The 20,743-nt window shown below is 70.6% G+C and carries 13 protein-coding genes and 3 pseudogenes; 10 read left to right on the top strand and 6 right to left on the bottom strand.

What is annotated here, in order from left to right:
- Nucleotides 1-6,912: a type I polyketide synthase gene (locus DXZ73_RS04070; RefSeq protein WP_240351160.1), complete on the bottom strand. Its 6,912-nt coding sequence runs from the start codon at nucleotides 6,910-6,912 to the stop codon at nucleotides 1-3.
- A gap of 511 nt (nucleotides 6,913-7,423) precedes the next feature.
- On the opposite strand from DXZ73_RS04070, the gene DXZ73_RS04065 reads away from it, so the two are divergent.
- The 6 genes from DXZ73_RS04065 (at nucleotide 7,424) to DXZ73_RS04040 (ending at nucleotide 15,316) form a co-directional block, all read left to right on the top strand.
- Entirely contained in the window at nucleotides 7,424-8,566 is a 1,143-nt protein-coding gene (locus tag DXZ73_RS04065; protein ID WP_338059108.1) for an amidase domain-containing protein, read from the top strand.
- Nucleotides 8,566-9,828: a hypothetical protein gene (locus tag DXZ73_RS04060; RefSeq protein ID WP_116209653.1), complete on the top strand. Its 1,263-nt coding sequence runs from the start codon at nucleotides 8,566-8,568 to the stop codon at nucleotides 9,826-9,828. Before DXZ73_RS04065 ends, DXZ73_RS04060 begins: the two co-directional genes overlap by 1 nt.
- A 40-nt stretch (nucleotides 9,829-9,868) precedes the next feature.
- A complete protein-coding gene (locus tag DXZ73_RS04055) occupies nucleotides 9,869-10,771 on the top strand; it encodes an esterase/lipase family protein (protein ID WP_116209652.1) in 903 nt (300 codons plus the stop codon).
- 57 nt (nucleotides 10,772-10,828) lie between these two features.
- Nucleotides 10,829-11,716, top strand: coding sequence for an esterase/lipase family protein (locus DXZ73_RS04050; protein ID WP_116209651.1), 888 nt, complete (start codon nucleotides 10,829-10,831; stop codon nucleotides 11,714-11,716).
- A 239-nt stretch (nucleotides 11,717-11,955) separates the two neighbouring features.
- Nucleotides 11,956-13,803, top strand: coding sequence for a transglycosylase domain-containing protein (locus DXZ73_RS04045; protein WP_338059107.1), 1,848 nt, complete (start codon nucleotides 11,956-11,958; stop codon nucleotides 13,801-13,803).
- Nucleotides 13,804-14,344: 541 nt separating this feature from the next.
- The gene (locus DXZ73_RS04040; protein ID WP_240351158.1) at nucleotides 14,345-15,316 is read left to right on the top strand and encodes an endonuclease domain-containing protein; all 972 of its coding nucleotides are present in this window, start codon (nucleotides 14,345-14,347) and stop codon (nucleotides 15,314-15,316) included.
- Here the strand turns inward: DXZ73_RS04040 and DXZ73_RS04035 are convergent.
- Complete coding sequence (locus tag DXZ73_RS04035) at nucleotides 15,276-15,767, bottom strand: hypothetical protein (protein WP_116209649.1); 492 nt, start codon at nucleotides 15,765-15,767, stop codon at nucleotides 15,276-15,278. The two genes, DXZ73_RS04040 and DXZ73_RS04035, sit on opposite strands and share 41 nt — an antisense overlap.
- A gap of 923 nt (nucleotides 15,768-16,690) precedes the next feature.
- Between DXZ73_RS04035 and DXZ73_RS04030 the strand changes: the two genes are divergently transcribed.
- A complete protein-coding gene (locus DXZ73_RS04030; protein ID WP_116209648.1) occupies nucleotides 16,691-17,089 on the top strand; it encodes a hypothetical protein in 399 nt (132 codons plus the stop codon).
- 11 nt (nucleotides 17,090-17,100) lie between these two features.
- Here DXZ73_RS04030 and DXZ73_RS04025 read toward each other — a convergent pair whose 3' ends face one another.
- A complete protein-coding gene (locus DXZ73_RS04025; protein WP_240351156.1) occupies nucleotides 17,101-17,520 on the bottom strand; it encodes an LLM class flavin-dependent oxidoreductase in 420 nt (139 codons plus the stop codon).
- Between the two features lie 130 nt (nucleotides 17,521-17,650).
- Nucleotides 17,651-17,902 (bottom strand): annotated as a pseudogene (locus DXZ73_RS04020) (macro domain-containing protein); the annotation flags it as partial.
- Nucleotides 17,903-18,058: 156 nt separating this feature from the next.
- On the opposite strand from DXZ73_RS04020, the pseudogene DXZ73_RS04015 reads away from it, so the two are divergent.
- Both DXZ73_RS04015 and DXZ73_RS04010 read left to right on the top strand, forming a co-directional pair.
- Nucleotides 18,059-18,514, top strand: a pseudogene (locus DXZ73_RS04015) (MAB_1171c family putative transporter); the annotation flags it as partial.
- Between the two features lie 32 nt (nucleotides 18,515-18,546).
- Nucleotides 18,547-19,728 (top strand): cytochrome P450 family protein, encoded by a 1,182-nt coding sequence (locus DXZ73_RS04010; protein WP_116209645.1) that lies wholly within the window; start codon nucleotides 18,547-18,549, stop codon nucleotides 19,726-19,728.
- 14 nt (nucleotides 19,729-19,742) lie between these two features.
- On the opposite strand, the gene DXZ73_RS39230 is transcribed toward DXZ73_RS04010, so the two are convergent.
- The gene (locus DXZ73_RS39230) at nucleotides 19,743-20,096 is read right to left on the bottom strand and encodes a cytidylyltransferase domain-containing protein (protein WP_240351843.1); all 354 of its coding nucleotides are present in this window, start codon (nucleotides 20,094-20,096) and stop codon (nucleotides 19,743-19,745) included.
- 61 nt (nucleotides 20,097-20,157) lie between these two features.
- Nucleotides 20,158-20,367 (bottom strand): annotated as a pseudogene (locus tag DXZ73_RS39225) (cytidylyltransferase domain-containing protein); the annotation flags it as partial.
- Between the two features lie 104 nt (nucleotides 20,368-20,471).
- Between DXZ73_RS39225 and DXZ73_RS37875 the strand changes: the two are divergent.
- Entirely contained in the window at nucleotides 20,472-20,717 is a 246-nt protein-coding gene (locus DXZ73_RS37875) for a hypothetical protein (RefSeq protein WP_162890015.1), read from the top strand.
- Nucleotides 20,718-20,743: the final 26 nt, after the last annotated feature.

Below are 20,743 nucleotides of genomic sequence, written 5' to 3'. Positions count from 1 at the left end.
TCACCGGCCCGTTGCGGTGTAGACCACGGCGTCGACTGATTCCTCGCCCCAGGCGAGCTCGCGCAGCAGGCACAGCGCCCCCTCCTCGGGGTCGATGAGTCCGACGCCGCGCCGCGCGTACTCCCGGGCGAGCTCGGGGGTCACCATGCCCGCGTGCTCCCCGTCCGGCGCCCAGGGCCCCCAATGCACCGTCAGCGTGCGGGACGTGGACTTCTCCGCCCACCGGCTACCGAGGGACTGCAGGGCGTCGTTGGCGGCCGCGTAGTCCGCCTGGCCGCGGTTGCCGAGAACGGCCGCGACGCTGCCGAAGAACACGACGAACCGGGAAGTCTGTGGCAGCTCGTCCAGCGCCGCCAGCAGGGTGCGCGCGCCGTCGACCTTGGTGTCGTAGACCCGGCGGAAGGACTCCGGGTCCTTCTCGGCCAGGACCCGGTCCTCGATGATCCCGGCCGCGTACACCACGCCGTCCAGCCGGCCGTGTTCGGCGTGGACGTCCGCCACCAGGCGTCGCACCGCCTCGGGGTCCCGGACGTCCACCGTGTGGTAGCGCACCGGGCTGCCCAGATCCCGCAGTGTGCCGAGGGTGTGGCGGACCTCCCGGCGGGCGAGGATCTCCGAGATCGCCCGCTCGACCCTGGCCGGGGAGCGTTCTCCCCGACCGGCCAGGGCGGCCCGCAGCGCGGCCCGGTCCGGCGCCTGCCGGGTGGCCGCGTCTTCGAGGTCCTCGGGGGCGTTGTCCGGCAGGGCGGTCCGGCCGGCCAGTTCGATCCGGCAGCGGGAGGCCGCCGCCAGCGTCGCGGCGACCCGGGCGGAGATGCCCCGGGCCCCGCCGATCAGCAGCACCACCGAGTCCCGGTGCAGGCCGATGGCGGCCGCCTCGGCCGTACCGTCCCCGGCCGGGCCCGCGCCGCGGTCGCCCAGGGCGCCGAGGCCGGCGGCCGCGGTTTCGAGGCCGGACCGGACGCCGTCCGGTGACCGCAGTACCACCGGGGCCGGCTCCTCGGACGTCAACTCGCCCACCAGCGCGGTCGCCATCTCGGCGGCCGTCAGCTGCGGGGCCAGCTCGACGAACCGGGCGAGGGTGTCCGGGTACTCCCGCGCGACGGTCCGGAACATGCCCCGCAGCCCGTCCGCCCGTCCGCCGGTCCCGGCGTGGACGTCCGCGTCGGCGGCGGGCGCGGCCGCGAGCAGCCAGCGCGGCCCGCACCGCAGCGCGGCCTGGAACACCGGGAAGGAATCGGGCAGCAGCGGCCCGCCGCCGTCCTGCGACAGCGCCTCCAGGTGGAACACCCCGTCCAGCGGGCCGTCCGCGTCCGTGAGCACGTGGTCCGACGGCAGGGCGACCGCCTCCGCGCCGCGGGCGCCCAGCAGGGCGGCCAGCGCGTCCGGCACCGGTCCGGCACCGCCCAGCAGGGCGAACCGTTTCCCCTCCAGTACCGCGAAGTCCCCGTCGGGGGAAGGGAGGCGGACGCTGCGCAGCACCAGCCTGCAGGGCGCCTCGCCGGTGACGGCCGGACCGGGGTCCTCCGCAGGGGCGGGGGTCTGCTGCGCGGGAACCGTTCCCCCGCCGGGCAGCCGCTCCTCCAACAGTTCGGCGATGCCGGACGCTGTACGGGCCTTCGAGACCGCTTCCAGCTCCGTGTCGTCGAGCCGGGGCAGCTCGGTCCCGCCGGTGCCGAAGCCCAGCCGTGCGGCCAGCTCGCCGACGATCTCGACCCGCTTGATCGAGTCGATGCTCAAGTCGGCCTCCAGGTCGAGACCGGGCTCGATCATGTCAAGGGGATAGCCGGTGCGTTCGCTGATGATGTCCAGGACGGTCGCCAGCACGTCCGCCGGTGCCGTGGGTGCCGCCGCCGGGGACAGCACGGGAACGGCAGCGGGAGCGGGATCCGGCACGGCCGGCGGGAGCACACCCGGCCGGAGCACGCCTGCTGGGAGCGCAGCCGGCACCGGCGCAGGCACCGGCGTGACCGGCGGCACACCCGCCGCCCCGCCGAGATACGTCAGCAGCACGTCGCGCTGTGCCGCGACCAACTCCCTGCTGGTGCGCAGAAATTCATGGACCATTCGGTCACGGTCGTCCGCCGTGCCGCCGTCCTGGGCCCGGATCACTGTCATCTCCTCCATCGGTATGCGTCGGGCGGGTGCGAGCGAGCCGGGCAGCAGGCCGCCGTCCCGGGTGCGTGTCAGCTGCCCGTTGACGATCCAGCCGGGTGCCGCGGGGCAGGTCCCGGGGACGGCTTCGACGCTGTCGCGCCCGCGGTGCGTCCAGCCGGTGCGGACGGGGACGCCGGCGACGGCGAGCCGGGCGAGCAGGCCCAGGAAGCCGCGCAGTCCGGGGCCTTCGGGCCCCTCGCACCCCGCCGCGGTGTGCGGACGGTCGCCGAGGATCCGGCCCACCAGGCCCGTCAGCACGGAACCCGGCCCGGCCTCCACGAAGACCCGGACGCCGGCCTCGTACATCCGCTCGATCTGCTGCATGAAGCGCACGGGGGAACCGATCTGGGCCGCCAACTCGGCTCGTATCCCGTCGGGTTGACCGGGATAGATGGCGGCCGTCCGGTTCGCCCACACCGGTATCTCCGGTGCGGCCACCTGCCGGGCGGCGAGAACCTCGGCGAACCGCTCGCCGGCCGGGGCCACCAGGGGACTGTGGAAGGCGCACGCCACCGGAACGGTCTTGGCGCCCAGGCCCCGCTCGCGCAGTCGGCGCACCGCCGCCCCGACCTCCTCGACGGGACCGGAAATAACCGTCTGCTGCGGCGCGTTGTGGTTCGCGACCACCGCCCGGTCGGCCAGCCCGGCCGCCCGCAGTTCCTCGGCGACGTCCTGGTGCCCGGCCGCCACGGCGGCCATGGTCCCCGGCTCCACGCCGGTGGCGGCCAGGATCGCCTCCGCGCGCGCCGCGCTCAGTTCCAGCAGCGTCTCCGGGTCGAACGTCCCGGCCGCGCACAGCGCGACCAGTTCGCCGTAGCTGTGCCCGGCCACCGTCGCGGGCCGGACGCCGGCCCGGCCCAGCAGCTCGGACACGGCCAGCCCCATGATGCCGAGCGCGGGCTGGGCGGTCCTGGTGTCGGTGACCCGGGCGCGCCGTGCCTCCTCCGCGCCGGGGTCGAAGGCGGTCGGCGGGAAGACGGCGTCCGCCCACTCGCGGCCGGTCCGCAGATACCGCTGGACCTCCGGGAAGGCGATGAACAGCTCGGCGAGCATGTCCGGCCGTTGACTGCCCTGGCCGGGGAAGAGGAACGCCACCTCGCCGCCCGGCCCGTCCGATCCGTCCGGCCCCGCGACGAAGATCCCCGCCCGGGGATCGTGCTCTCCCTCCCGGGCCCGTCCCAGCAGCCCGGGCAGCTCGTCCAGGTCACGGGCCACGACCGCCGTCCAGGCCGGTTTCCCGGACGCGTCGGCGCGCCGGGCGGCGCTCAGCGCCAGGTCGCGCAGCCGCCAGGAACGGCCTTGCCGGTCGTTCTCCGCGACCAGCTCCAGCAGTCGGCCGATCTCCCGGGCGGTTTCCGCCCGGTCGGCGCCGTGGAAGACGAACAGCTCCGCCGGCCAGGCGTCGAGCCCGTGCCGGGGCGGAGGCCCCACCTCGTGCCCGCGCAGCACCACGTGGAAATTGGTGCCGCCGAAGCCGAACGCGCTGACCCCGGCGACCCGTTCACCGGGCGCGGCCGCCCACGGGCGGGCGACGGTGTGGAAGGCGAACGGGCTGCTCTCGGCCTCCCAGGCCTCATTGGGCCGGGTCAGCTGCGCGGTGGGCGGCCTGACCCCGGTGTGCAGGGCCAGGGCCGTCTTGATCAGGCCGGCCAGTCCGGCCGCGCACTTGGTGTGCCCGATCTGGGACTTCACCGAGCCGAGCGCGCATCCGCCCGGAGCCGCCCCGGCCTCGGTGAACACCTCGGTGAGCGTGGTGAGTTCGGTGCGGTCGCCGACCACCGTCCCGGTGCCGTGCGCCTCCAGCAGGCCCACCTCGGCCGGCGAGATCCCGGCGTGGCGGTAGGCCCGTTCCAGCGCCGCCCGCTGACCCTCCGGGCGGGGTGCCGTCAGCCCCAGGGACCTGCCGTCGCTCGAACTGCCGACGCCCTTGACGACCGCGTAGACGCGGTCGCCGTCCCGCTCCGCGTCCGCCAGCCGCTTGAGGACGACGCAGGCGACGCCCTCGCCGAGCGCGATACCGTCCGCCGCGCTGTCGAAGGTGCGGGAGCGGCCGGTCGGCGACAGCGCGTGCACCGAGGAGAACAGCAGATAGTCGTTGATCCCGTTGTGCAGGTCCGCGCCTCCGCACAGGACGAGGTCGCTGGTGCCGGCGGACAGTTCCTTGCACGCCACGTCCACCGCGGCCAGCGAGGAGGCGCAGGCCGCGTCCACGGTGAAGTTCGCGCCGCCGAGGTCGAGCCGGTTGGCGATCCGCCCGGCGATGACGTTGGACAGCATGCCCGGGAACGAGTCCTCGGTCAGCCGCGGGAGTTGCTCGTCCAGCCCGGGCGGCAGTTCCCCCACGTAGGCGGGGAGCACTGCGCGCACGGTGGTGGCGTTCGACAGGTCGCTGCCCGCCTCGGCCCCGAACACGACCGAGGCCCTGGAGCGGTCGAAGGGGCGCTCCTCGTAGCCGGCGTCGCGCAGCGCCCGCCGCGCGGCCTCCAGCGCGAGCAACTGCACCGGCTCGATGCTGCCGAGCGAGGACGGCGGGATGCCGTAGCGCAGCGGGTCGAAGGGGATGTCCGGCAGGAAGCCGCCCCACTTCGACGCCGTGCGGGCGCCGTCCGCATCGGGCATGTAGTGCAGCTCCGGGTCCCAGCGTTCCGGTGGCACTTCGCCGACCGCGTCGGTGCCCGCGACCACGTTCGCCCAGTAGGCGGCCAGGTCCGGCGCGCCGGGGAACATGCAGGCCATGCCGACCACGGCGATGTCGAGCGGGTCCGGGACGCGCTCCGGGGCGTCCTGCCGGAACCCCTCGCGCAGCTGCCGGGCACGCGCGGCGAAGAAGCCGGCGGCCTCCGCGCTGACGGCGGTGTGCAGTTCGGGGACGGTGGTGACCGCGGACCGCAGCACGGCCACCTGGCCGGCCATGAACATGCCCTCGGTCAGCTGCCGGGGCTCGTCCACCTCCGTGAGCGACTCACCGGTCCGCTCCACGCCCTTGCTGGCGATCCTCAGCCGCCCGACGTTGAGCTGTTCCAGCCGCTCCCAAGCCCGCCGCTCCGGGACGCCCCGCTCCCGCAACTCCTCCTTGGCGCCGCGGAATTCGTCCGTGAACGGGCTGCTCACGCAGCGCGTGGCATGCCCGGGCGCGGTCTCCAGCAATTCGGTCCGCCGTGCCGCCAGGACCTGCCGCTGGAACGAGGGCCGCACGGCACCCCGGTCCACCGCCTCCTCGGTGAACAGGTACGCGGTGCCCATGAGCAGTCCGACGGCCACTCCGCGGGCGGTCAGCGGTGCGGCGAGCGCGGCCACCATCGCGGCCGACCGCTTGTCGTGCACGCCGCCGGCGAAGAACACCCGCAGCTCCGCGGGGTCCGCGCCCTCGACCGTGTCCAGGAACTCCTCCAGTACATCGGCCTGCGCCTCCCACAGCGCGAAGCTGCTCCGTGGTCCGACGTGGCCGCCGCATTCCGAGCCCTCGAAGACGAACTTGCGCGCGCCCGCGTCCAGGAACTGCCGGAGCAGCCCGGGCGAGGGCACATGCAGGAAGGCATCGACACCTGCCGCCTCCAGCTCGGCCGCCTGCGCGGGCCGGCCGCCCGCGATGACGGCGCAGGAGGGCCGGATCTCCCGGACGAGCTCCAGCTGCGCCGTCTTGATCTGCACCGGTGCGAAGCCGAGGATGCCCACGCCCCAGGGGCGTCCGCCCAGTTCGTCGCGGGTCTGCTCCAGCAGGGTCCGGGTCTCCACCGGCCCGGCGAGGGCCAGCGCGAGGAACGGCAGCCCGCCGTGGCCGGCGACGGCGGCGGCGAACCCGGCCCGGTCGCTGACTCTGGTCATGGGCCCTTGGGCGACGGGCAGCGCAGTGCCCAGCGCGCGGCTCATCGGGGAGCCGCGGAGCAGCGCGTCCGCGGCGTCGTCGTCGCGCACGGCCTCCCGGATGGCGGTGGTGACACCGCGGACGGCCGTGCCCACATCGCCCCAGCGCCGCGCGAACGAGGAGGCCAGGAAGCCGTCCTGGCCCACGGGGAGCAGCCGGGCCCGGGGATCGTCCGCGCCCAGCAGCCGGGCGACTTCGCCGGGCTCGTCCGGCAGGGGCGGTGCGTTGGGTCCACGGCGGCGCAGCACCCGGTGGCCGGCGGCCACTACGGTCTCCGAGCCGTCCATGGCCCGGACGGCAGCCGCCACCTCCTCCGGGACGCCGGATTCGTCGAGCAGCGACAGCTGGGTGTCCAGGACGACCCCTGCCGCACCGCCGACGACGGCGGCCGCTGCGGTGCGCGGCCCGATGCCCCCGCAGGCCCAGACCGGCAGGCCGAGCTCCGGGTCCGCCACCAGCTGCTGAAGGAGGACGAAGGTGCTCAGCTCGCCGACCCGTCCGCCGGCCTCGTTCCCCCGGGCGACGAGACCGTGCGCCCCGGCGCGCGCGGCCGCGAGGGCCTCCTCGTAGCCGGTGACCTCGACCAGGACGCGGTGCCGGCCGGCGGCGAGGTCGCTCGGGGTCAACTTGGCGTCCGCGTCGAGCAGTACGGTGTGCACGCCCCCGTCGGCCGCCAAGTCGTCCGGCCCGAGTGCGCATCCCGCCCCGACGCGCACTCCGAAGGGGCCCGGCACCCATTGCCGCACCAGTTGGAGGGCCGCGAGGGCCGCGCGGCGCCGGCCCCTTCCGAGATCGAGCACGCCCAGACCGCCGGCCCGGCAGACCGCCGCCACCAGACGTGGATCGGGTTCGCCGAACGGGCTGACGCCCAGGATTGTTTCTGTGGACACGGGCACTCCGGGAGGCAAGAGGGTCGTTCGGAAGCACCGGGAACGCGCGGGGGCCTCGGGTACCCGAGGCCTGAGGAATGCCGCGATCGGTGCCGGTGAGGTGAGACGAGACAAGGGGCGCGCGACCTCGAAGGTCGTCGGAAACGCGGCCCGACTTCCCTGGTGGGCCTGGCTGGATCATTGCACGACAGGGTGCGAAGGGAATACCCAGTTCAGTATTGTCGCGTGAATGGTGTGCATCACATCAATGGTCGGACCGATATTCCTTGCGGGCTTCCCGCAAGGGAATTGCGGGAAGCCCGCAGCGGGTGCGGAATTACCGCAACAATAGTCCGTACCAATTGCGGTGACGGGTTCAACTCCACTGGAAACACTGCCTGTTGGCGACTCGCGGGATCGGGGATGAATTCCGTGCGGAAACTTTCTCCCGCCCCGGGGTTGCCATTCTGAATCCGTGTGCGAGGATTCCTGCTACCCGGCTCGAAAAGGGCTGGATGGAGAATGGAGTCCTGTGAAATCATTGACGCTGAGAACCGCTGCCGGGGTGGTTGCCTCCCTGGCGGTGTCGGCCGCGTTGGTGCCGATATCCCCCGCGGGGGCTGCGGCCCGGCCCGGGGGCACGGACAGGGCGACGGCCGAATCCTTCGGCCGTATCGCGGGTGTCGTGCTCACCGACCGTACGGCGGCGCTCGTCGACGGGAAGGCGCAGGGGCACACCACCCCGCCGCCCACGAAGAAGGTGCACCTTTCCTCCGCGATGGCGCGTTCGGAGAAGTCCGTCGTGGCCTCGCTGCACCAGCGCAAGAAGAAGCTCAAGGCCCTGGGCGAGGCGTACTCCGCCGGCGACACCCGGGTCGTGGTGGACCGGACCAGCGTCGACGGCAAGAAGGCCACGATGCGGGTGACCGAGACCACGCGGCTGACCTACCGGAAGATCCGCGGTGACGAGCCGGACGACACCGGCTTCCAGGCCCACCACGAGCTGAGCTTCGCCGCCGCCGGGAACGGGGCGTGGGAGCTGACCGGCATCAGGGCTCTGGACGAGATGCCGCAGATCAACGCACCCGCACCGGCGGCGCCCAAGGCGAAGGCCGCCGCAGCGGGCGCGGGCGACACGCCGAACGCACCCGAGGCGAGTGTCTGGCCCTTCCCCAAGCGGCTGCCGAAGGACACGACGACCGGCCTCGACTACAAGGCGATGGCCGAATACGCCGAGAAGTACTGGAAGAACTACAACCCGGCCTACCGGGCGTATCCGCTGGGGACCGGCGGCGACTGTACGAACTTCGTCAGCCAGGCGCTGAAGGCAGGCGGCTGGAAGCACGCTCCCGGCAAGGCCGGTGACTACACGAAGTGGTGGTACGGGTCCGACACCCAGTCGGATTCCTGGACCGGCGTCAACGAGTGGTCCTGGTTCGCGCAGAACTCGAAGCGGGTGAAGCCGCTGAAGTACGCCTACCAGATGGAGGTCGGGGACGTCCTCCAGGCGGACTTCGACCGCGACGGATCCAAGGACCACACCATGCTGGTGACTTACCGCGACCGACTTGGCACTCCCTATCTGACGTACCACTCCTTCGACACCTACCGGCGGTCGATGCTGAGCCTCTCGGTGATGCTGCCGCTCACCAAGTGGTACGCCTACCGGACCTGATGCGTACGGCGCGCGGTGCGGTGGTCCTGGTGACCGGGACCGCCCTCATGCTCGGGCTGCTGTCGGGCTGCGGCTCCGGTGGGCACGAAGCCGGGAAGAGGGCAGTGTCCTCTCCCTCCACCCGTTCCTCGTCCGCCCCGCCGCCCCCCATACCGTCCGCGTCGGAGACGGCGAAGCCGGAGGAGAAGTGGGACGGAAAGGTACGGATTCTGGGAGACGGTTCGACCTCCTACACCGGCCCGCAGCCGCTCCAGCCCAAGCCGGTGAAGCTCAAACCGGGCGAGAAACCGCCGCAGTTCGTGGTGTTCTCCTGGGACGGCGCCCTCCAGGGCGACGACGAGCAGTTCTCGCACTTCCGTGAGGTCGCCAGGGAGAACAACGCGCAGATGACGTTCTTCCTCACCGGGGCCTATCTGCTGCCCAGGTCGAAGGCGTCGAAATACCGGCCGCCGCAGCACAAACGCGGTGAAATGGCGATCTCGTACGCCACCGACCAGCACATCAGGGACACCCTGGAACAGCTGCGCGGCGCCTGGCTGGAGGGCAATGAGATAGGCACGCACTTCAACGGGCACTTCTGCGGTGCCAAGGGCGGCGGCGACTGGAGCGTCGCCGAGTGGAAGAGCGAGATCGAGCAGTCCTACTCCTTCGTCGAGAACTGGAAGACCAACACCGGCTACAAAGACCTGCCCCCACTGCCCTTCGACTACCGCAAGGAGCTGGCCGGCGGCCGGGCTCCCTGCCTGGAGGGCCAGGAGAACCTGCTGAAGGCCGCCAAGTCACTCGGCTGGCGCTACGACGCCAGCTCACCGGGCGACTTCCAGATCTGGCCGTCCAAGATCGATGGCATCTGGAACTTCCCACTGCAGCTCGTCCCTTACCCCGGCACCGAGCAGCAGGTCCTCTCCATGGACTACAACTTCCTCTACAACCAGTCCGGTGACAACACCAAGGGCGACCCGGCCAAGTACGAGCAGTGGCGCAAGCTGACCAGGGACAGCTATCTCAACGGCTTCGAGCGCGCCTACAACGGCAGTCGCGCGCCGCTGTTCATCGGCAACCACTTCGAGGACTGGAACGGCGGCATCTACATGAAGGCCGTCGAGGACGTAGTGAAGTCGGTGTGCACACGCGACGGCGTGCGCTGCGTGACCTTCAAACAGCTCGCCGACTGGCTGGACGCCCAGGATCCCCGCGTCCTGGAGAAGATGCGCCAATTGGACCCGGCGCAGTCCCCGGACTGGAAGTCCCTGGTCAAGTAACTCCCCACCCCTGCCCACCCCCACCCTGTGAGGCACTCCCATGTCCCCGCACAAGAGATCCGTCCCTGTCCCCGCCCTCGCCTGCGCCGCCTCGGCGCTGGCCCTGGCCATTACGGCAGTCGCCGCCTCCGCGTCCGCCGCCCCGACCGTCGCGAAGACCGGACCGGCCGGCAAGACCGTCACCAGCGGCTGGAACAACTGGTCCTGCAAGCCGTCCGCCGCCCACCCCAACCCCGTCGTCCTCCTCCACGGCACCTGGGCCAACCAGCTGGACACCTGGTTCGTCCTGGCTCCGGAACTGGCCGCCAAGGGCTACTGCGTCTACTCCCTCGACTACGGCAAGCTGCCCTACATGCCGGGGCTAAACGGCCAGGGGCCGCTGGTCAAGTCGGCCGGAGAGGTGTCCGCCTTCGTGGACAAGGTCCTGGGGTCCACGGGCACGAAGAAGGTGGACATCGTCGGCCACTCCCAGGGCGGCGGCCCCCTGCCCCGCTACTACCTCAACTTCATGAACGGCGCCGACAAGGTCGACAAGCTCATCGGCCTGGCCCCGGACAACCACGGGTCGACCGCCTCCGGGCTGGGCACCCTCGCGCGCAAGGTTCCAGGCGTGAGCAAGGTGCTGTCTCTCTCCGTCCCCGGTGTGGAGGACCAGATCGTCGGCTCCGAGTTCATGAAGAAGCTGAACTCCAAGCCGGACACCGTGCCCGGTGTCACGTACACGGTCATCTCGACCAAGTACGACGAGATGGCCACGCCCTACAAGTCGCAGCAGCTCTCGGGTAGGAACGTGCGCAACGTGGTGGTCCAGGATCTGTGCAAGCTCGACTTCTCCGAGCACAACATGCTGGGCATGGTCGACAGGATCGCCTTCCACGAGGTGACGAACGCGCTGGATCCGGCGCACGCGACCCCCACCACCTGCGCCTCCTTCTTCAGCTGACCCCGTCGGCCGGGGCCCGAAGCCGGTTCCCTCATCCCCCACTTGCGAGGTAGCTCCATGTCCGTACGTGCAAGAACGCTCCGCGTTCTCGCTGGTGCCGTCTCGGCGCTGGCGCTGGCCCTGTCCTTCGGTTCCACCTCCGCGTCGGCGGCCCCGGCCGCTTCCCAGGCGGACAAGACCGTCACCAGCGGCTGGAACAACTGGTCCTGCAAGCCGTCCGCCGCCCACCCCAACCCCGTCGTCCTGGCACACGGTACGTTCGCCAACTCCTGGGACAACTGGCTCATGGCGGCCCCGTACCTGGTCCAGCGCGGCTACTGCGTCTACTCCCTGGACTACGGGCAGCAGGCCGGCGTGCCGCTCTTCCACGGCATCGGGCCGATCGCCAAGTCCGCCGACCAGCTCTCGGTGTTCGTGGACAAGGTCCTGGGGTCCACGGGTGCCGAGAAGGTGGACCTGGTCGGCCACTCCCAGGGCGGCGGCGCCCTGCCGCGTTACTACCTCAAGTTCCTGGGCGGCGCCGACAAGGTCGACAAGCTCGTGGGCATCGCGCCCTCGAACCACGGCACCACCGCCTCGGGGCTGTCCCGCCTCATCGACGCCGTGCCGGGCGCCCGCAATGTCGTCTCCCTCGCGATGCCCGGTGTCGAGGACCAGCTGGTGGGTTCGGAGTTCATGAAGAAGCTGAACGCCGGCGGTGACACCGTGCCCGGTGTGAAGTACACGGTCATCTCGACCAAGTACGACGAGGTGGTCACGCCTTACAAGACCCAGTTCCTGTCGGGCCCGAACGTGCGCAACATCGAGCTCCAGAATCTGTGCAAGTGGGACGTCTCCGAGCACGCCGCGATCGGCACCATCGACCGCATCGCCTTCCACGAGGTGGCCAACGCGCTCGACCCGGCGCACGCGACTCCCACCACCTGCATGTCCGCCATCAGCTGACCCACCCCCCCGTACCGGCCCGGCCGCCTCCCCCCGGCGGCCGGGCCCCTGCCCTGTTGCCGGACGGTCCAGTGATCATTCGCCCCCGCCTGTACGCACTCCTGCCCCGGACGCGGGAAGTCCCGCCCGTCGGGTCACGATTCCGACCCGCCTATCCCCGCCCGGGCCGGACGGGGTTCAGGCGCTGGATACCGTCGTGGCGCCAGACCCTGGGGCTGCTCGGCTCCGCCGTCACCATCATGGTCGGGTTGCTGACCGTCATGTACCTGCGCACCGGGATACCCGCCGACCTGAACGCCTTCGCCACTCAGCAGGACAACGTCTACTACTGGGCCGACGGCAGTGAGATGGCCCGCACCGGCGAGGTCGACCGGCAGGACACGCCGCTGGATCAGGTGCCCGAGAAGGTCCGCTGGGCGACGCTGGCCGCGGAGAACGAGACGTTCTACTCCGACAGCGGGGTCTCCCCCAGCGGCATGGTCCGCGCGGTCTCCAAGATGGTCACCGGGGGCGACACCCAGGGCGGTTCGACCATCACCCAGCAGTACGTGAAGAACGCCTACCTCAACCAGGAGCAGACCTTCTCGCGCAAGCTCACCGAGATGTTCATCGCGATCAAGCTCGACAACAGGATGAGCAAGGACGAGATCCTTGAGCAGTACCTCAACACCAGCTGGTACGGGCGCGGTACCTACGGCATCCAGCGGGCCGCCCACGCCTACTACGGCAAGGACGTCTCCCAGCTCAACGCGAGCGAGGGCGCCTTCCTTGCGTCCCTGCTCAAGGGGGCCGCGCTCTACGACCCGGCGGCCGACGCCGAGAACCACAAGCGCGCGGTGGAGCGCTGGAACTGGGTCCTGGACCGGATGGTGGCCACCGGCAAACTCTCCAAGCGGGAGCGCGCGCAGTACACGCACTTCCCCGAACCGATCGCCCCGCCCAAGGACACCGGGCTGACCGGCCAGACCGGCTACCTCGTCGACACGGCCCGCGCCTATCTGCTGGCCCACTCCCACGTCTCCGAGCGGGACTTCGCGCTCGGCGGCTACCAGATCCGCACAACATTCGAGAAGAAGCGGATGGCAGCGCTCACCCGGGCGGCCGAGCAGGCGCGGGACGGTCTGGCCCCGGACCGGCGCCCGGCCGACCGCGATGTGCGCATCGGGGCCGCGTCGGTGACCACCGACGGACGCATCGTCGCCCTGTACGGTGGGCCGGACTACCTCGAACAAGGCTTCAACGACGCCAATTCGTCCGTCGTGCCGGCGGGTAGCGCCTTCACCCCCTTCGTCTACGCGGCGGCCTTGCGCGACGGGGTACAGCGCGAGCGCGGCAAACCCCGCACACCCGTGACCCCGGCGACGCTCTACGACGGCGACAACAAAATCTCGCTGCACACCCCGGAGGGCCCCTACTGGGACCGGTCGGGGAAGATCGTCAAGGCGGTCAACGACGGCGACGAGTCCTGGGGGAAGATCTCACTCAAGGACGCGGTCGCACAGTCGGTCAACACCCCCATGATGCAGCTGGGCATGGACGTGGGGCTGGACCGGGTCGGCAAGGCGGGCGTGCAGGCAGGTCTGCTGGAGAGCAGCCTCGGAGAGAAACTGCCGTCGTTCCCGCTCGGCACCTCCACGCCCAGCGCCATCCGCATGGCCGACGCCTACGCCACATTCGCCGCCAAAGGCCGGCACACCGAGCCGTACTCGGTCGCCGGACTCCGGCGCAACGGCGACGACGTGCCCGTGGAGAGGCCGGAGCCCGAACAGGCCCTGCCGCCGCACGTGGCGGGTGCCGTGGACGACGCGCTGCGCGAGGCGGTCCGCGACGGCACAGCGAAGCCGACGCAGGCCGCCGGGCCCGGCACGGCCGGCAAGACCGGCACCGCGCAGGACAACAAGTCCGCTTGGTACGTCGGCTACCGCGACTCCCTGTCGACCGCGGTCTCGCTCGCCCGTATCGACCCCAGGACGCAGGAGCTGCTCCCATTGGACGGGATCGGCGGAACACCCAGCTGTACGGTGGGCAGTTCGCTGCCGATCGAGCTGTGGACGCGCTACATGACCGCAGCACAGGAGACTGGCTAAGCTGACCTCCCGTCGGACAGATGCCGGCGGAGGCTCCTGCGTTCGGGGACCTGGTTCGCGGTGTTCGGCGCGATCTCGCTGTGCTCCGGCTCACCGTTCTCGACGCAACGGAAGGGGCGAGGCGGCGGCCCGGCTGACCGATGCGCTTGGGACCCGTTGCCGCGTTGCAGGCCGTTAGCCTGTCGGTATGTCAGAACGTGTCATGCCCGGTTGCACGGACGGCTTGATCACCCTGGGCGCCGCGGACGCTTTGTGGGTTGAATTGACGGCCGGCAGTGCTGTGCCGACGGCTTCTGGGACATTCACCCCCTCTCCTGCCTGTGCCCGGTTGGGGTACGTCCTGCTCGGCGGCCACGTGGTGGCGACGGTGAGGGCGAGCGGCGGTCAGTGGAGTGTTGCGGAGGATGAGGTACGCCGGGCGGCCGCGGGACTGAACGCGGTGGGGATGGACCGGCAGGACTTGGTCCGCATCGGTCCGTTTCATGGGCCGCCACGGCAGGAGTGCCACGAGGAAACACCGCTGCGCTGGCGCCAGCGCATCATGCGGGAAGTGCAGGAGCTGGGCGGTCCCGAGCGGGCAGCACAAGGTGAAGTCGGCCGGCCGTACCCTTTGGCAGGCATCGACTGGCGCCAGATACTCGTGGAACGCACCCGCGACGGGGCACAGCGGACGTGGTGGCTGCCGCGTGCTGTGGTCAGGCTGCTCGATGCGGCCGAGCACGCCGAAACGCAGTGGGTGCAGGCCGCGCGGACCCGCCAGGCAAGCACAACCGTCATCGAGCCGCCCTCCCGCCCCGGCTGCCGGCAGGCGACGAGCCCCGAGGGCACCACTGCCTCACTGCGCCCGTACAGCGCAGAGCTGGAAGGCCAGCTGTACTCGGTGCTCATCAGGAAACCCGGCACCTCCCGCAGAGTGGCCGGGTGGGCATGTGCCGTCTGCCGCACCGCGCCCGCCACCGTCCTCGACCACTGCCACGAACACGGCTACGCCCGCGCTCCCGTCTGCCAGTCCTGCAACACACAAGAACGCCCCGACCACCTCTACAGCAACGACATCCGCGTGGCGAACCGCTACACACGCCTCTTCCACACCGACACCGACAACTGGCTCCGCCACTGGCACCGCTGCCCCGGCTGCCGCGCACGCACCACCCTGCCCCTGCCGCACCTCGCCGCATGGACCGCTCACGTAGCCTGCCGGCCGCTGCGCCCGACCCACCCCGCCTCCCGCGGACGCAAGCCCTGCGGCATGCTGCGCGTGTCCTGGACGGGCAGTCAGCAGGCGCCCCGTTCCTGCCTGCTCACGGTCGCCGTCGACTTCTGCCCCTCCGGCGAACACCGCGTCCTGGCACAAGTCCCCTACCGCGAAGCCGCCGAACGGTTTCGCACCTGGCTGGCTGAAACCGCCCCTGCCGTGGCCGCCGCGGCCGGCCCCGACCGCCTGGACGGCCTCCCCACCCAGCCCCGGCCAGTCATCGCGGACACCAGCGGCGAGGGCCTGGCACTGTTCTGACCGGACACCGGGAGACCCGACACCCCAACGCCACCTCGCAGCCGGCCCCCGACACGGGCACCCCGCACGCTCCATCGGAATGCGCAGCAGAGTTACCCCGGACCGCAGGCCGTTGCCGTTCCCTCAGGAGGCCCCAGGGCAGCCGCACGGCTTCGATCTCCGTATCGCCGACCAAGGCGTTGATCAGCGCCGCGGGTCCGACGATCTTGGTTTCCCACAGGTCGTAGTCGGTGTAGACGATCCACGAGCGATCCTCGGGCCACAGGTTGGACGGGCTGAAGTCGGGCCTCCGGGTGCCCGCCTCGGCCTGCCGGGCGTGGGCGGAGACCGGGGACAGCAGCTTCCAGGCGTCCCAGCCGCCGCCCGATGCCGACTGGTAGACCTCCCACGTGCGGTCCCTGTTCCACTCGCGGGCGGTCAGACGGAGCCTCCCGTCCGCGAGTTGCTCCACGGTGCTCGGCTGGCTCAGCCCTGCGTTCGGGTCCGGGACCCGCCCGGTGGATCGGACCGGGCCCCAGCCGTCGTCGGCGTTCCCGCTGGTGACGCAGCTCCATCGCGTTGCCGTTTCCCGGCCCCGAGGCGAAGGCGTCGATGCTGCCGTCCCGTTCCTTGAACAGCACGACTCCACCGTGGTACGGCGACGGTGCGAGGCCGAACGTCTCCGGGGTGCTCCAGCCTCCTTCACTGTTGTCCTCCACCACGTGGCAGAACGTGCCGAAGGTGGGGAACAGCAGTTCCAGCTCGCCCGCGGAATTCTCGATCGCGGCGACCGAGTAGTTCTTCGGGCCCACGGTCGTCGTGCCCACCCGCTGCCAGGGCCCGTACGCGCCGCCCGGCGCGTCCTGCTCACGGTGCCGGACGAAGGGTAGGCCCCTGGTCGCCGTGGCGTCGTAGATGAGCTGGAACTGGGCTATCCGGCCGTCCGCACGGGCCACAGAGACCAGGCTGCCGGAAACCGCACTGCTGGCCAGGCCCTTGGCGCCGGTGTCCGTGGAGCACGCCGTCCCGGAGACCGCTCCGGACGGTGCCGCCGGTGCGGGCGTGCTCGCCGCTGCGGGGGCGGTCACGGCCCCGGCGCAGGCGAGCGCCAGCGCGACCGCGCCATGCGACAGTGCCCCAACCCGTCCGCCTCGCAGCCTTCTTCGTCCTAAAGCCGTCCGTTTCCCACCCCTCAGACCGGCCCCATACGGCAGGGGAGCATCTTCGTAGCGCGAGGTGGCCGCCGCCAGCCTGTGATTCCGGCCAGATGTCCACCGGCCGGTCGCTGCGCGGATTCCGAGCGCGGATTCCGAAGAGGCAACCCATGTCCGAAATAAGAGGACATCGTTAGATGTGGTGGAGCCAACAAGCCCAACTCTGCCGAAAGAGAGCCCCATGAGCGCTGTCACCCAGCCCCGGCCCGCGGTCCGCGAACTGCGCTACGCCGCGGACCTCACACTTGCCGACGTGGACGCCCTGGAAGCGTTCCTCACGTCGCAGACCGACGACGTGCGGCGTGCCCACGGCTTCGGCAATGGCGTCTACTGCACCGTCGTGTCCTTCCAGCATGCTCTCTTCCTCCTGTGCCTGGAACTCCGGGACGTATTCGAGTGCGACGACGGTTCACGCAGTGCGCTGCGCGCGAAGTTCCGCCTGTGGAACCAGCTGTGCGGAATCGCCGGACCCTGGGCCGACACCATCGGTTACGACAATGCCCGTTGGCGCCGCGTCGACGGTTACGACGCGGTGGGGGAGACCGGGAGCGTGAGGTACCGGCGCAAGCGGCTGTGGTGACGCGCCCCCGGTCAGAGCCGGGGCGGGCCCAGTTCGGCGCGGCGGTCGTCGGGACGGCATCGGCGGAAGTAGGCCACCAGGTCGCGCACCTCGTCCACCGGCGGTGTGCGGCCGTGCTTCGCGGACTCGAAGGGCGGCACCGCGCCGTCCTCATGGGCGGCACGCCGCATGGGCCTGCGGGTCGGCCGGAAACCGGCGACCCACACCGGCGGGCGCGGGTGCTGCACGGGCCGGGGCGGCAGTGCCACGTCCTCCGTGTGGAAGTGGCCGCCTCGGCGGGTGACCCGCTCGCCCGTCCAGCACCGCTCCAGCAGGCCCAGCCCCTCGTCGAGACGCTCGGCCGGCACGACCTCGTCGATGGGCTCGCCGAAGCCGCCGTACTCGTCCTCGACCGGCCCGCCCAGGCCCGCGTGGGCCGCGAGGCGCTGCACCGCAATGGTTCCGCAGCCGGGCCACTGTGGGTGCGAAGTCCTCCATATACAAGGATTCCCCTATGGGCAAGATCGACATCATCCCTATGCAGCTGTCCCAGCTGAACGGCGGTAGCCAGCAGTCATGGGTGAAGGCCTCGTAGGCGGGCTCGTCGAAGAGGACGAAGCGGACCTCTTCCACGGCTGTGTCCGTGGTGCGGACCGCCTCGACGGCGATGCGGGCCGCGTCCTCCAGGGGCCAGCGGTAGATGCCGGTGGAGATCGCCGGAAAGGCCACCGTCTTGGCTCCCAGTTCGTCCGCTACCCGCAGGGATTCGCGGTAGCGGGAGGCCAGAAGGTCGGCTCGGGGTGGGGCAACGCACCACACCGGGCCCACGGTCTGAAGCGTTGACCCACTCCTGAGTCCCCGTTCATGGTCCTGCGCCCGTCGCCCCCGTGCGCTGCACATTCAGCGTCGCCGCGCCGGTCATCGGCGTCCTGCTGATCGTCTTCGGCCTCACCCTGCCGGCACTGGCCTGGCCCATCAGCCAGCTGGCCCGCAAATGCTGGGAAAACCCGCTCCTACAAGGCTCTCGCACCCCTGTGGAGCGAGCTCGTCGACGTCAGCCCCGACATCGTGCTCGCCCCCACCAGCTCCGGCGAAGTTGCCGAAGACGACGCGGACTTCTTCCTCCACCGCCGCGTCATCGAGATCAACGACGGTATCCTGACCCTGCGGGCCTACCGCTCCGGACGCGTCCAGCAGGCCACCCGACACGCCCTGACCCAGCTCGGTGAAGCCGACACCCTCCGCAGGCATGCCGCGGTGGAAGCGGCTGTGCTCAAAGACGCCGTCAGAGCCAAGCACCGCGGCCTGAAGCCCAACGCTGACATCGCCCGGCCCGCCCCCGGCACCGACGAACGCGATGGCAACCTCAAGGCCGAGACCGAGTGGCTGCCGCTCGTCGCCCAGGCATACGCCAACAGTGACGTCGTCCGCGCGACCACTCACTAGAACGCACACGCAAAGGAAGCCGTCCCTACACCATGAGCGATCCGCTGTCCTGCCCCGAGTTCCTCCAGAACCCCTACCCCATCTACGACGAACTCCGGGCGGCAGCCCCCGTCACCCCGGTGCCCACCGGTTCCGCGGGCAGGCCCAGCTACCTGGTGACCGGCTACGCCGAGGCGAAGGCGGCGTTCACGGACCCGCGACTGTCCAAGGACACCGCACGGTTCTTCGCCGACCGCCCCTCCGACCGCAACCTGCACCCCGCGGTCGCGCACACCATGCTCGCCACCGACCCACCCCAGCACACCCGGCTGCGCCGCCTGGTGACCAAGGCGTTCACCACCGGAGCCGTCGACCGCCTGCGCCCGTACATCGAGCACACTGTCGACCAGCTCCTCGACGGCATCCCGAAGACCGGCGAGGCCGACCTCGTCGCCGCTCTCGCCATCCCGCTGCCGGTCACGGTGATCTGCCAGATGCTCGGAGTACCCGAGGCCGACCGCGCGCAGGTCCGCACCTGGTCGAATGACCTCTTCTCTGCCGGACAGCCCCAACGGATCGACGCTGCCTCCCACGCTGTGGCCGACTACATGGCCGACCTCATCGCGGCCAAGCGCCGCGCCCCGGACGACAGCCTCCTGCACGACCTCATCACCGTCCACGATGAAGGAGAGCAGCTCAGCGAAGACGAACTCGTCTCCCTCGCCGTCCTCCTGCTCATCGCCGGCCACGAAACCACCACCAACTTCATCGGCAACGCCATCCTGGCGCTCCTCCAGCACCCCGAGCTCCTCGACCGCGTCCGCGCCGCCCCTGGTCAGATCAACAGCATGCTGGGCGAACTGCTGCGCTACGACTCACCGGTCGGCATCGCCACCTTCCGGTACAGCACCCAGGCACTCACCCTCGGCGAGACCGAGATCCCCGCCGGAGTCCCGGTGCTCATCTCGCCCGGAGCCGCCAACCGAGACCCCGCCCAGTACCCGGGCCCCGACCAACCCGACGCAGACCGCGACGCCAGGGGCCACCTGGCGTTCGGCCACGGCATCCACCGTTGCCTGGGCGCGCCACTGGCCTTCGCCGAGGCGGAGGCCGCCCTCCGCGCGCTCCTGGCCCGGTTCCCTGAACTTCGCCTCTCGGTGCCGTCCGGAGAGCTTCGGTGGCGGCATACGCGACTCATGCGAGGGCTGGAGTCCTTGCCGGTGTTCGCGCTGTGACCGCGATTCCTCCGTCACAGCATTGCATGCGCTCTTTTGAGGTTTTCTGGCGTGTCGATGGCGATTCCTTTATCTGACCCGGGAAGCGTTCGCACCCTGTATCCGTGCTCGATGAGCCGAATCATCTCTATGCCTTCGGCGCGCTCCACCGGCCCCTGTCTGAGCTGTCGAAACAGATCGAGTCCGTTGCGCGTGAAGCCATAGAGACCGAGCTGCCGGAAGTAAGTGGGGTGCTCATTCCGCGGGTACGGGATCGGCTGGCGGGAGAACATCAGGGCGTTGTCGTTTTCGCCGATCACGACCTTGACGACGTTGTGGTCGAGGACCGCAGCCGCGTTGTTCAGCGCTGTGTACGCGTTGACCGCCAAGGGTGTCGGCGTCAAGGTGGGTGAGCGCCTCCGATACTGTGTCGATCGCCGCAGGATTGATGAACGGCTCGTCGCCCTGAACATTGATGTAGGCGTCGGCCTGAAGGCGCTGTGCGCACTCGGCGACCCGGTCGGTCTCGGTGAGGTGTTTGCCGGTCATGATGCAGGGGATGTCGAGTCGGCGGCAGGTGGCTTCGTCTGTCGCGACGACGGCATTGGCGAGCTGATGTGCCTCCTGACAGCGTCGGTGGACGTGCCAGAGCAGTGGCATGTCGCCGAGTACGGCGAGGGGTTTTCCGGGAAATCGGGAGGCACTCCAGCGGCAGGGGGATCACCGCTACGTGGCGGCGTGTGGCCCGTGGGGGCCTTGAAGGCGTGGTGCAGCAGCTGGCCCATGCGGAAGCTGCCGGAAAAGCCCAGGGCGTAGGGGCCGTTGCGGAATACTTTCGGGTTTTTGCGGACGGTGAGCCTGCATCTGGAGATGCCGACGGAGTCTCCGCCGATGTGTACGCGGCCTTCGTCGATGAGCCCGACGATCACGGTCACGATGTGCTCTCCTGTCAGTCCTGGTCGAGTTCGTACAACTCTGCGCTGATCATTCGCCGCAGAGCATCGTGGTGAGGGCGGAGGGCGTGGTGCTCGTCCGC

This window comes from Streptoverticillium olivoreticuli subsp. olivoreticuli, from assembly GCF_003391135.1.
Taxonomy (GTDB): domain Bacteria; phylum Actinomycetota; class Actinomycetes; order Streptomycetales; family Streptomycetaceae; genus Streptomyces; species Streptomyces blastmyceticus.
Note: the sequence above shows the minus strand (reverse complement) of the source record. Positions and strands in the feature narration are given on the sequence as shown.